This is a genomic window from Paenibacillus germinis (assembly GCF_013141785.1).
GTDB lineage: Bacteria > Bacillota > Bacilli > Paenibacillales > NBRC-103111 > Paenibacillus_E > Paenibacillus_E phytorum.
This window is the reverse complement of sequence record NZ_WHOC01000161.1, coordinates 37,584-51,423: the sequence shown is the minus strand read 5'-3', so window position 1 is coordinate 51,423 and position 13,840 is coordinate 37,584. Positions and strand designations below refer to the sequence as shown.

5 protein-coding genes are annotated in these 13,840 nt (G+C 41.2%); all 5 read right to left on the bottom strand.

Features of this window, described 5'->3' with window-relative positions; all coding sequences use genetic code 11:
• Nucleotides 1-223: 223 nt before the first annotated feature.
• The 5 genes from GC102_RS40905 to GC102_RS31360 all read right to left on the bottom strand — a co-directional run bounded on the left by GC102_RS40905 (nucleotide 224) and on the right by GC102_RS31360 (nucleotide 13,622).
• Nucleotides 224-7,192, bottom strand: a complete 6,969-nt coding sequence (locus tag GC102_RS40905) for a GH32 C-terminal domain-containing protein (protein ID WP_171692990.1) — start codon at nucleotides 7,190-7,192, stop codon at nucleotides 224-226.
• 274 nt (nucleotides 7,193-7,466) lie between these two features.
• Complete coding sequence (locus GC102_RS31375) at nucleotides 7,467-9,242, bottom strand: sensor histidine kinase (protein ID WP_246321219.1); 1,776 nt, start codon at nucleotides 9,240-9,242, stop codon at nucleotides 7,467-7,469.
• Between the two features lie 12 nt (nucleotides 9,243-9,254).
• Nucleotides 9,255-10,859: a response regulator gene (locus GC102_RS31370; RefSeq protein ID WP_171692989.1), complete on the bottom strand. Its 1,605-nt coding sequence runs from the start codon at nucleotides 10,857-10,859 to the stop codon at nucleotides 9,255-9,257.
• Between the two features lie 39 nt (nucleotides 10,860-10,898).
• Nucleotides 10,899-11,906 carry a substrate-binding domain-containing protein gene (locus GC102_RS31365; RefSeq protein ID WP_171692988.1) on the bottom strand — a complete coding sequence of 336 codons (1,008 nt, stop codon included), beginning with the start codon at nucleotides 11,904-11,906 and terminating at the stop codon, nucleotides 10,899-10,901.
• 372 nt (nucleotides 11,907-12,278) lie between these two features.
• Nucleotides 12,279-13,622 carry a NosD domain-containing protein gene (locus GC102_RS31360; RefSeq protein WP_171692987.1) on the bottom strand — a complete coding sequence of 448 codons (1,344 nt, stop codon included), beginning with the start codon at nucleotides 13,620-13,622 and terminating at the stop codon, nucleotides 12,279-12,281.
• Between the last annotated feature and the right edge of the window lie 218 nt (nucleotides 13,623-13,840).

Sequence of the window (13,840 nt, the reverse complement as noted above, 5' to 3'; positions counted from 1 at the left end):
TTTTCACGACATGATATCACCCCCCCTTCCGCATAATTCGCCAAAACGAAAAAGACAACCTTTGGCTCCGAATGAAACAAGAATAAGTCTGTTCCCGTAACGTTGCCACATGTTGTCTTGTTGTCTTGTTGTGATCGCCCTGGCCTGTTATGACAGGCTAGGGCGATATCTTGTTACTTCTACTCTTTGAGAGGCAGCCAAATATTGACGGTTGTTCCTCTCCCTAATTCAATAATCGGTAAAGCACTACAGCCGTCTCAGCCCTCGTCGTATGATCGAATGGATGAATCTTCCCATTGTTTCCTTCAATAATGTGGGATTTCACAAGAGAAGAAACACTTTCAATTGCATATGACGAAATATCATTACGATCCTGGAATACATTCAAGTCCGCTTTTGTACCTTTGGCTGCATCGCGTTTCGCTGCAGCCATTGCTCTATTCAGCATAACTATCATATCTTGCCTTGTAATGGAGGCATTCGGGTTAAAGTGACTGCCATCTATGCCATTGGTAATACCCAGCTTTTTGGCGATGCTGACCGCTTCATAATAATAATCATCAGATTTAACATCATCAAAGTTGGAATCCGCTTGGGCCGTTAATTCAAGTGCGCGTACAAGCAGCAGAATAAAGTCTGCCCTTGTAATATCCTTTTGCGGAGCAAAAGCTGTCTCTGTTGTGCCTTGAATAATGCCTTTGGATGCAAGGAGTTCGACCTGCTTTTTAGCCCAAGCATAATCATTAAGATCATCAAAGGACTTATTCACGTAAGCAATTGCATAATAACTGAAATGGATCGTTTTAAAGATCATTTCACCCGTTGCTTTATTAAATTTGGCATTTGGAACAGGCGCGATGCTGCCGGATGGATCCAGATACCAGACAACTAAATGATCTGTATGGTTCATTTCTTCTGCTACAGGCGTGTAATTGATAGCTACCTGTACAGGAGCATCCGCATTACGCCATGGAATAACTTTACCATTCAAAGTGGCAATTAATTCAAGAACCGGTCTTGCTCCGATTTCAGATTGTTTGCCTTTGCCAGCTGCATCACGATCCGTAAGGGTCATACTTAATACAATGTTGTCATTTTCATTGAATGCGGCTTTGGTAAACATCTGACTCGATAAAGTCAGGGTGCCTATCGGACTACGAATTTCAAATTGTTGATTAGCATTATCACTAGATAAGAACGTAGATGGTATCTCGATGCTGTACCCTTTAACATCATCCGCTTTATCCAATTCGATTGTTATCTTTTCGGTGCCTTTAGCGTCAATCCCGGCTGCTTCCAATGCTTTATTCAACGTCTCTTTCGAAACTTTACCCACAGCAATTTTATTAATTACGCTTGTCGGAACAACAAGTCGGCCCTGATTGTTAGGCGTTGTGATCGCCCCTGTAGTTAGCGGGGGCTCCGGCGTAGGGTCGGGGTCTGAATGAGTTTCATTTGATTGTACAACTGTGACAGAAGCTGTTGTCACATGTCCTTTATACGCAGCTGTAATCAAGGTTTGACCCGGTCGCTTCCCATATACGATGCCGGCAGCATTCACAATGGCTACAGAAGGATCAGAGCTTTTGAAAACTGCTTGGTCCGTAACAATTTGCTTGCTTGTTAGATCGCCATATCCATATACCGTTAATGGCATACCTTGCAAACCTCCATACACGATTCCCGTTACAGAGTTGCTTTCATCTGGAATGGCACCGCCATATACCGCTTGGCTTGCAGTTTGAGTCATTGAACTTAATACAAGAGCCGATACAACGGTTTTGTGGGTTCCATTCGTTTCAAGCGTGTAGCTTCTTTTATCCATTTGAAGCTTCTTGATCGACCTATCTGCCCAAATACTGTCAAGTTGATAAATACTTAAGGAGTTGACGTTCACTTCCCCATTTTTTGCATAAAGCTCAAGTCCCTTACTGCTCGAATCAGGGAATATTTGATCTGTGAAGACTCTTCTTCCATCATTTGCAAACACTTCAAGGGTATCCTCATCCACGAAGATATGAAGTTTAATTTTGTTATTTTCCGGAAGCAAAGGAGCTTCTTGTCGGACAGGAACAATATCACTTACATCAGGCCCTCCAGAATGTGTACGGTCCACAAACACTTTTTGACTTGACGTGTCATACCCGATCACTGTCTCCTGAGAGTTAGACTTACGAACCTTAAATCCAAATTCCGATGCATCCTGAATACCGAATTCCGCGACAATTTCCATTGTACTTCCATAAACGGCTTGCAATACATTGTTATCCTGCCCAACTTGGAAATTGGTCCAATGCAGAACCGGCTTTCTTAATTGTTCCAACTGCTGAACCGGCTCCTGAATCAGACGGATTCCATCCGTTGTCGTCTTAAGCTCAATCGTACGCGGAATGCTCATTCCACCCCGCCAAGTACTTGTAGGCGTATTACTCGCATATCTCCAGTTACTCATCCAGCCGAGCCATACGGGTCTTCCTTGCTCATCCCGAATATTGCTCCATGTTACTGCTGCATAGAAATCTGAACCATAGTCAATCCAATTGGATTGATCAGGAGTTGGCCGTTCATCCGGTGTAAAGGTTTTGCCATCGAACGTGCCGATATAATACATCATACCTGATCCTTTGCCAGGAGGCTGAGGGTCAACATCTCTTCTGTTTCCGTTGCCATCACCGTTACTAATGATCATAACCCATTTCTTCTTGGTTGAATCTCCATCGACGGGCAATTCGATCAAATCAGGACATTCATAGATACCATAATGTGATCCAAGTCCGTCAGAACCAAATGAGCTTTCATAACTCCATTGTTTTAAATTCGTCGATGAATAGAACTCAATGTGATGACCAACTGCTAATTGCATGATCCATTTGTGAGTATCCTCATGCCAGAATACTTTAGGATCCCTGAAATCCGGCACAGTTCCTTTAGGTTCCCTTAAATCCGCTGCAGCTTCCGGCAACAGGATAGGATTTCCTGTATATTTCGTCCAGGTTCTGCCACTATCCTTACTGTAAGCGATACTCTGCACCTGCTGTGATCCATTTTGAGTATAGAACGCTACCAGACCGGAGCCTTCTTCATTAAAAAATCCGGATGTGTTATGCGCATCTACTACAGCACCGCCTGAGAATATGGCACCATGTTCATCAGGCACTATGGCCGGCGGAAGTTCTTTCCAATGGGTAAGATCTGTACTTACCGCATGCCCCCAATGCATCTTATCGAAAGCAGGGGATGTGGAAAAAGGACTATACTGGTAAAACAGATGGTATTCTCCATTATAATAGACCATACCGTTTGGATCATTCATCCAATTTTTTTCAGGTGTGTAATGGAGCTGTGGTCTGTATGGTTCTGAATAGTTTTCACGCGGAATACTTAATTGAAAATCATCTACATTGATATAACCAAAAGCACCTGAGGTCTTATTGTCCACGACTTTAAAATATACTTCTTCCCCCAGGTAAGCTGAAGCATCCCATGTAACATCCTGAAATATGTCTGAGTCCGATCCCGTGGTTCTAAACAGTTCCATATCATCAGAAGCTCTGACAAGGGCTACATGCAGCTGATCAGCATCCTTGCCTCCAGCGACCAAAAAGCTCAGAATGCCAGTCCCTGTCAATTGGAATACTTTGGATGACAATGTACCAGTCAAGGCAGGATTACTCGCTTTATTCCCGTTCACATAATACGTTCCATAGTTTCCTTTCCCGGCTAAATTTGAGACAGAATCTACGAATGCTTCACCTTCCAGCGTCCATCCAGACAAATCGCCAGTTTCAAAATCAGGGTTTTCCAATTGCGAAACCGCATTCACCGTTACAAAGTGATCCAGGTTGAGGTGTCCCCATCCGGCGGTTGTTTGATCCACAATCCGGAAATACAGTTCTTCACCGGCATACGGGGTAGCGTCAAAAACATGCTCTGAATATTGTTCATCACTCTTGCCTGTAGTCGTGAAAAGAGTCTCGCCTGTTCGATCCCTTACTAGCGCAACGTATAAGTTATCGATATCCGAACCGCCGCCCATCAGGAAAGTTAATCTTCCCGATGTAGGAATATTCTTATCGCCCGAAGCGATGAAATGGCTGGATTCCATAACTCCCTTTCTGCCGTCTCCACCGCCTTGAAAGCCCCAGAGATGATACAGTCCATTTTGCTTAAATGGCTTTGTTCCCCAGAATTTATCCTGCGTTGTTACCGTATTATCAAAAGCGTTACCCTCAACGATCTTCCAACCTCGTAAGTCGCCGCTTTCGAAATCGCCATTCATAATTTCATGGGACACATAGTAGTTGAAATCATCGACATTGATATGACCTGTCGCCACATTGTCGACTATGGTGAAGGAAAGCTCTTCGTTTATAAATTTCGAAGCGTCCCAACTAACGGTTTGATAACTCTGAGAGTTATGACCTGTTGCTCTAAACAATTCTTTATGGTCGGAAGCTCGAACTAATGACACATAAAGATGGTCAACGTCTATATCTCCACTAATTTTAAAATTAACAGTCCCTGTCCCGGCCAGCCTGAATGTACTGGATGTTAAAGTGCCTGTCGCTTCGTTATTTCCAATAACATGATAATTGCACTGCTGCCCGTAGGCATTTCCCGCAGAATCAGTGTTCTGATTAGAAACTGTAAAGGCGCTGCCGCCAACTGTCCATCCAGATAAATCTCCTATTTCAAAATCTTCATTATTCATCACATAAGAAGGAGAACCTGTATTGCGAACATGGAAATCGTCGACATTCAAATGTCCTGTTAGGCTATTGTCCATAATTTTCAAAAACATCTTTTGCCCTAAGTAGGCTTTGGCATCCCAAACGATCCGTCGAAGAGATTCAGGGTTTACCGCACCATTTGCCGGTGTCTCACTAAATAGGATTGAATCGTCTTCCGCGTTTACTAACGCAACGTAAAGGTTACTCGGATCATGATTACCGCTTAACATAAAGTTAATTTCACCGTTGCCGCCAAGTTTAAAGACTGACGATTGGAGAGAGCCTGTTCTTGCATTCGCATTACCCGAACCAGCGCCAGCTAAGCCTTGAATATAGTAATTGCCTATTTGGTTAATTGCGTCTTCACCCGACATTGTCTCAGCGGAAACAGTTCCTGTAAAAGCATCACCTGCAGCTTGCCAGCCCTCTAAAGTACCTGTTTCGAAGCTTGGATTCAAGATATCGGCCGGATCGTTGTTGAATACATGAATATCGTCAAGGTTAACATGCTGCCACCCGCCGCCAGGCACGCTATCCACTGCTTTCAGATACACTTCCTCACCTATAAATGCAGAAGCGTCCAACACTACTCGATCATACCCCTCAGAGCCTGCATGAGCCGTATGCGTGGATTTGATCAGTTCTTTCCCGTCAGAAGCACGAACAAGCGCAACATACTCCGTTTGGGGGAAATTACCTCCGCCTAGCATGAAATTAATTTCACCTTTCCCGCCAAGCACAAATGTGCTTGATTGGATACTGCCTTCCTTCCAATCGTCACCCCAGAAGTGATACTCACCGACCTTATTAATCGGGTCAGGATGCCAGTAATTAACTTCAGAAGTAACCCGACCAGGCGCCTCGCCACTCGTAACAGTCCAACCCGTCAAGTCCCCAGTTTCAAAGCCAGGATTCACAATGTCATGAGGCAGATTATAAACATGGACATCGTCAAGATTCACGTGCTGCCATCCTCCTGCTGCTACCTGGTCCACAAGCATTAAATAGACTTGCTCCCCTAGGTAAGCCGAAGCATCCCAAGTCACTCTTGCATACGCCTCCGAATCTGCAAATTGTGTATTTTTTGCTCTCATCAGTTCCGTATTGTCAGAAGCACGCATTAAAGCAACATACTGCGTGTCGAGATTTCCGCCACCCATCATGAAATTAATCTCGCCAGTTCCACCAAGGATAAACTCACTGGATTTGATAGATCCTTGCTTCATGTCATCGCCCCAAAAATGGAACTGACCTGTCTTATTAATCGGATTTTCATGCCAATATTTCACAGTGGATGAAACTTGACCAGGCGCTTCCCCTGATATGACGGTCCATCCTGTTAAGTCGCCCGTTTCAAAGTCAGGGTTTACAATGTTATGCATTGTATTATATACACGGAAATCATCAACATTGATGTGTCCTTGACCCAGATCAACAGCTTTCAAGTAGACTACTTCGCCAAGAAGAGCGGAAGCATCCCATATCACTCTTTTCATGGATTCGGGACCGTCACCCAGAGAAGAACCGGTTGCTCTATATAATTCTGTATCGTCGGACTCTCTAATTAGAGCAACATAAGTATGATCCATATCATTCGTTCCGCCGATAAGAAAGTTTACTTCGCCTGTTCCTTCCAGCTTGAATGAGGTAGACTGCAGAGAACCTGACTTTGCTTCTGCACTTCCGGCATCACCGGTCAAGCCCGATACAAAGTACTTTCCTTTTTGATAATAAGAGGTTTGATCCTCACCATAAGCTACCGCGTTGGAGACTGAAAAAGCATCGCCCTTAGCGTTCCAACCACTCAAGTCTCCCGTTTCGAAGCTTGGATTGTCAATACTATTCGTTACATTGTATACATGGAAATCGTCCACATTAATGTGCTGACTCGTGCTATTGTCCACAACTTCAATATAGAGATCTTCGCCTATGTAATCTTGAGCTTGCCAATTCACTCGTACATATCGCTCAAATTGATCCGGCAATGCGAACCCCGCACTTTTAAACAAGATTGTATGATCAGAAGCACGAACGAGAGAGACATACAAATTGTCGATATCACTGCCTCCGCCAACCAAGAAGTTAACCTCGCCATTCCCAGAAAGCCTGAACGTACTCGATTTCAACGTTCCTGTTCTGGAATCTGAGATGTTTTTGCTGTTATCGCTGGGATCTACTGCCTCCGGATTCCATCCCCATGCATGATAAGTCCCGTTCTGTTTAAAAGGATGGTCTCCCCAAAAATGCTGTATAGATGAGGGAAGATCACTAAATGCATTCCCGGTTGTCATCCATCCTGATAGATCGCCAGCTTCAAAATCAGGATTTTCAATTGTGACAGGATGTTGTAAAGCATTCGCGGCTGTTGATATTCCGCTAAAAGCAACCACATTAGAAAACAACATAAAACTAGCTAAACCTAACGCAACATTACTTTTTACCTTTCGGGCGCTAATCGCCATTTTTGTAACCCCTTTCATAAAATAATGGATCGATTGTTTTTTTTGGATAACCAAATCCCCCAAATGAAGTCATGCATGACATTGACACTAATCACTTACCTCAAAGAAACCCCACCTCCCTAAAAGGGTGGATTGTTATTTTTTGCATCTTAATCATACCTGTGATAAATACAAAAAATAATAGAAAATTCTCTTGCAACTGTTGAAGTTTTTCTGCTAAACAAAATAGCCCTGGCCTGTTATGACAGGCTAGGGCTATATCTTGTTACTTCTATTATATGACTGGCAACCAAACATTAACAGTCGTTCCTCTCCCTAATTCACTCTCGAAATGAAGGCCATATTGATCACCAAAATGGAGTTTGATTCTTTGATCCACATTTTGTACGCCGATACCACTCCCTTTCGCAGATGTCCGATCTTTTTGGTACATGTTATGGATCTCCTCCAGAGACATTCCAATGCCATTATCGATGACCTGAAGAAGAATACGGTCCCCCTTTCGCATCCCCGTTATTTGAATATTTCCTTTCCCCGCATTATTTCTTATTCCGTGGTAAATGGCATTTTCTACTAGAGGCTGTAAAATAATCTTGATCATCTTATAAGAAAGGATATTCTTATCCACATTGATTTCAAAATCCAATTTAGATTTGTACCGCATTTTCTGGATCGTCAAATAGTTTTTGATATGCTCGATTTCGTTGAAAATGGAAATGAATTCTTGTCCTTTACTAATGCTTAAACGGAATAACTTTGCTAAAGAAGCTGTCATAAGGATAACTTCCTTTGACTTTCCGGTCTCTGCCATCCATATGATTGAATCCAACGTATTATAAAGGAAATGAGGATTTATCTGAGCTTGCAGCACCTGTAACTCGCTCTTTCTTTTTAACTCCTGTTCCTTCACATTTTGCAGCATCAGTTCTTTGATCTCTGTCGTCATACGATTAAATCGATTACTTAAGTGCCCGATTTCATTGGAGCTTTGAATATCAACCTGAATATCGAAATTTCCCTTCTCTACCTCTTTCATCGAACTTTCAAGATGTTTAATGGGCCTTGAAATCCGTAAGGATAGAATAATAGAGAGCAACACTGCGATGATAAGAAATCCTATACCTCCAAAAAAAGTATACGTTTGCAACTCATCCTTATTGGAGACTAATTCATCCACATAAGTGACCCCGACAATTTTCCATCCTGTGCTTTGCGATGTTTTAATCGTGTACATCCGGCTATTTTTACCTTCTGAAGTCACAAAGCTGCTGCCAGGAGTACGCATAACTTCAGAGATCAATTCCATTTTCTGATCATTGTTAATCATTTGCTGCTTCGGGTGATAAACAATGTTTCCCTGTGCATCCACAATGAAAACATATCCCCTATTTCCAAGTTTAATCTTGTTGCAAATATCGGTGATGACACTATAGTTCAAGTCTACAAGCAGAACGCCAAGCTTTTCATCCCCGACATCACTACTCAGTTCACGACTTAAGGATATCACGGAATTATAATCGTTAAGAATCATATTTTGTATATGTGACGAAGAGATAACGACTTTCCCCTTCGCTTCAATTGCATTCTTATACCAGCTTTGTTCCGCCAAATCCACTTGTGGATTTAGTTTAATCTTTTCATTGTAAGGGATAATTTCCCCATTTATACCAAATATTAGAATTGATGAAATATCTTTTCTTGTATTTAACACGGTATTCAGCTGGAAGGATATTTTCTGTTTCAAGTCTTCCTTACCGATTGCACCAAGATATACCTGTTTCAAGAGGTACTCTTTGATATCATAGCTGGAAAGAACCATTCGTGAAATATTGTCCATGTAATTGATATAGCTATCTATATTCGCGCTTGCTTGCCCCATCAGTTGATACGTATAGTCGCGCGAATTTTTTTTCACTGCATCTGTGGAAAGATGATAAGACATCCATGCAATCACCGTAATCGTAACCACAATTAAGCATGAAAAAGCGACAGCAATGGTTGACTGGATACTTTTAAAACGAAAAAAGTTCAAAATTCGATTCCCGACCATGTTTACGCCCCTTTACATCATTTTGCGAAATACAGTCGGGGTCATACCCGTCGCTTTTTTGAAAATTAAATTGAAATAATGGGGATCAATATAGCCTATGCGATTCGCGATTTCGTAAGTTTTCAAATCCGTACATTTTAGCAATTCTTTCGCCTTTTCCACACGAATCCGAGTTAGATAACCTATGAAAGTTTCTCCGGTATGGTTTTTAAAAATAAGGCTAAAGTAACTTGTACTAAGAACCAGATACTTACAAACCATATCCATGGATATTTTCGTATCCGCATAATTTACTTTTATATATTCTTCCGCTTTCAAAGCTTGCATCTTGCAAAAATTGTTTCTAGTTTCAAGGATGGCACTCGTGATATGCAAACAATAATTTTTAAGCCAATCTTCAACTTCTTCAAGTGTTTTTAACCCGTAAATTTCGGTCAATGGGCTTGAAGCTGAGCTATGAAGTGTTTCGCGAATCTCAAGCTCATCCAAAAAATCCAAAATCGAGACGATTATTTGCTGTATGTGAATATAACAGCGATCCATTGGCAGATAGGATTCCTTCAGATTTTCAATGATTTTCTCAACGATCCATTCAATCTCCTGCTGGGTTCCTGACTTTAAGGTAGGAGCGAGCTTTCTTTCCCAATGTTTATCGTAAGGAACGCTCTCACCCAGTCCTACTTCAAGGTCGCCGAAATGTATGATCCGATTCTTTCCAAGAAAAAAGCGATAATCAAGCGCAAATGAAGCCCTTTTATGAGAATGATGAATTTTTTTTAGAGAAGCGCTAATATCTCCAACACCAATAGACACTGTAAACTTCAAATACTCTCTTACCGATCGATTGATCTCTTCGAGAATTTGCACTGCCTCTTCACGGAGCGTTTCCATATTCTCGCCAGAGAGGATTACAATCGTTTTTTCATTATTGTTTTGGAACACGACTCCCTTCTTTTTTCTTGCAATAATTTCCCCACTAATATTACACACTGCAAAATATAGCAGTTCGCTCTCGCTTTCAGGATAAAATCTTTGCAGTTCTCCATGATCATCTACATCAATTACTGCGACTAAATAATGGCTTCCCAGTAAATCAATATCCAAATAGGCAAGCTTATCCTCAAGCTTGCTTTCTCGTAGATCTCCAGTAACCAACTGATTCAAGAACCGCTCTCTTACGAGAGGCAAACTCTCTCTAAGCTGCTGCTTAAGCTTGCTTAAATCCTCTAGCTTACGATTCTCATTATCAAGATCCGACTTTACCTTGGAGAGGATTTGACATAATTCATCGGCGGTATTCGGTTTCAAAATATAATCATGTACCTTCAACTTCACTGCTTGCTGTGCATATTCAAAGTCATCGTAACCCGTAAGAATAATGATTTTGGTCTGAGGATAATGTTCATAGAGATAGCGTGACACTTCTAAACCGTCCATCAAAGGCATGTTAATATCCGTTAAAACCACATCGGGCTGAAGCTCTTCGAGGGATTGGAGTACATCACGACCATTTTCAAAATCGCCAACTACCTCAAATCCCAGCTCATCCCAATTTAGACTATCTCGTATTCCCTCTCTTACGTTGTCTTCGTCATCCGCGATGATAATCTTATACATTTTTCTCACCACTATGCTTTCGAAATTTTATTGAGAATACTACCAGCCTTTGTACGTTTCTACATTATCCTGAGTAATCAGGTCCACAGGAATTTTAATTAACGATTCTATCTTTTCACCTTTAAGTACTTTAAAACCCTCATCCATTGCCAATTTAATCATTTCAAACGGGTACTGTGCTGAGGTCGCAACAAAACTATTCTTTTCTTTGAGCGCTTTAACGGCATCTGGTGCTCCATCTACACCTACAATAAACATTTCTTTATCGCGACCTGCCTGTTCCGCAGCAATTTTAGCACCAACGCCAGAAGGGTCATTCGTTGCAAATACAGCATCAATTCCCCCTTTTTTATATGTTTGCAAAATAGTTTCCATCATGGAAGCCGATATTTCACGGTTGCCATGCCCATTTATTTTAGTAACTACTCTAATTCCCGGAGCAGCTTTAATTGCTTCTTCAAACCCAGCGATACGATCCGTTACAGCAGATACAGGGGGGCCATCAATGACAACAACATATCCTTTTCCATCTAAGCGCTTAACAATATATTCCCCTGCTAATTTTCCAGCAAGATAGTTATCTGAGGTTACAACCGTGTTCACGCCTCCATCTGCATCTACGTCAACTGCAATGACGGGGATTCCTGCCGCTCTAGCTTGACTAACAGCACCCGCTATACCTCTGGAATCAACAGCATTCAGAAGAATCACATTTACTTTTCTCTCAATGAAATCCTTGATTTGAGCTGTTTGCTTAGCCAAATCACCTTCTGCACTTACTGTAATTACATCAACACCATGCAGCATAGCACCAGCAGTTGCGCCTTTGGACATTGCAACAAAGAATGGATTACTTAAATTTTGTAAAGTAAATCCTACCACGACTTTTTTCTCTTTATTTGCCGGTTCTGCTTTTTCTGTTGCTAAAGGTGCAACTGTTGCTTCAGAAGTTTGTGAAGGTTCCGGTACTCTACTTGAAAAGCATGCTGTTAGCGTAAACAATGCAAATACAACAAATACATAGAATAATACTTTTATGCTTTTCATAGTAAACTAGCCCCTATTAATTTTTTTACCATTCGACAAATATATCTGACATTGGAAAAAACGATAACAGGATTCACCCCTACTTCGATCGACATAAAATAAGTCCAATACTGACTCCATTATTAAAACGTTTACGTAAACGTTTATATTGCAATGTAATTACATTTTATATCTCTCACCACATTAGAGTCAAGCCTATTCCTTGACAGCCCCCCTAGTCATTCCGCTAACAATATATTTTTGAAAAAGAGGCACTTCCATCGATAGGAAGCACCCCAAAAATTAAATGACAACCGAAATAATTCAAGTATCCGACTTGCAATTGAAACTTTGGAACAAAAACTACCACAAAAACATAGTTGAATATATTATTTATGCTCCTCGCGTTGGAGTGGCTCTGAATGCATTTACAGTCTTGTCCATAACAACCTGTGCATCACTTCCCGAATCAAGAATCGTATTTTGAAGCGATTCTTTTTCTACCAATACTGTTGTTACGGTAAGCGGCTCTGATGCTTCGGTAGTCAACAAAGCGTCTACTTGCGCAGAGAAACAAGAATCACTTATCTTGGCATGAACCTCCGTGGCAACAACATGATTATTAGAAATATAATTTCCATTACCCGAAACAATACGTATGATTACAGGTGTTGCACCTACCGGCTTGATGTTCTGAGTATTAATTCCTTCAGAAAAGTGATTAGCAATTACAGAATTATTATTGCCACTGATATAGAGGAGACCATACAAATCATCTAAACCATTGTCTATTCCCAGAAAAGGAGTCCAAGGTTCATGGTCACGTAAAAAGTGATTTGAAGAAACCAAGTTTTCCGAACAATTTTCCCTGAATACCACCATTCCTGGATAAAATGAATGAAGTCTATTATTTGTGATACTGGAACGTGTCACACCATCAAAATAGATACTGCTCGCACCTCGTGGAAAAACATTATTCGCTGTAATCAAAAGTCCACCAAAATTTTGAGCGTAAATTGAATATCCTTTAAAACCGGCTCCTATCAAGTTATCGGTTATTTTTGAAGCCTGTCCCCAACCTCGTAGTTCTATACAGTTACCACATTCAGCTATGAAATTATCATGTATAGTCAGTGCATCTGCATGATAAATAGTAATTCCATGCTCTAAATACACAAACCCCATGCCTGTAATCCGAAATGAGTCACAAGCACTTGCAACATAAATACCCGTTTTCCCGTTAGTGTATGTGTTTTCCGGATTTGTTTCTCCTGAACCATCTTCAATAAAATGCAAACCATCAATACAAAAGTCAGAAAACTCTACCGAACTTATTCGGGGATTTCCACTTCGTTCAACATAAAATGCAGCTCCTTTATATTCCTCGTCATTTACTTCTAGGGGAATATCTACGAGTATGCGACTTCCTCCCGGCCACAATTCATGCAAATCCGCCCATTCATTCTCAGAAGTATTAAAACGAATACTCGAAGATGTAAACCCGTGTCCAGAACCCATAATTTTAAGATAACTGATGTCTATAACTACTTGACTGCCAAGATGATAATCTCCCGGTGGAATATAGATAACCGCACCCGGCTTTCCGCCTTTATTCACATCAGTGTCCGTTTGCCTACTTTTAATATCTGCTATAATGCTATTGATTACCTCACCAATATCCTCATACGGATTACCGACAGGCCACTCTGTTACGTCGTAATAATTTTTACTAGCCATAAATAAATTCTCCTATCAATTAAGTGTGTTTGTTCATAAAGCTTCAAGATCCACGAATGAATGAACTATCCTTTGAAGAACGCTTCGGTTTATTCGTTAGATGTTTTCAACGCCTTCAAACCAAGCGCCAACGCCCCGCACAAGTTAGGTGTTCGCTAACATCCCATAAAAGCTGTCTCACATTGGGATCAGAAGAATTCCATACACATCATACTACT

Excerpts from the sequence above, each read along its gene's own strand:
- GC102_RS31375 (WP_246321219.1), bottom strand. The coding sequence starts at position 9,242 with ATGGTCGGGAATCGAATTTTGAACTTTTTTCGTTTTAAAAGTATCCAG.
- GC102_RS31365 (WP_171692988.1), bottom strand. The coding sequence starts at position 11,906 with ATGAAAAGCATAAAAGTATTATTCTATGTATTTGTTGTATTTGCATTG.
- GC102_RS31370 (WP_171692989.1), bottom strand. The coding sequence starts at position 10,859 with ATGTATAAGATTATCATCGCGGATGACGAAGACAACGTAAGAGAGGGA.
- GC102_RS40905 (WP_171692990.1), bottom strand. The coding sequence starts at position 7,192 with ATGGCGATTAGCGCCCGAAAGGTAAAAAGTAATGTTGCGTTAGGTTTA.
- GC102_RS31360 (WP_171692987.1), bottom strand. The coding sequence starts at position 13,622 with ATGGCTAGTAAAAATTATTACGACGTAACAGAGTGGCCTGTCGGTAAT.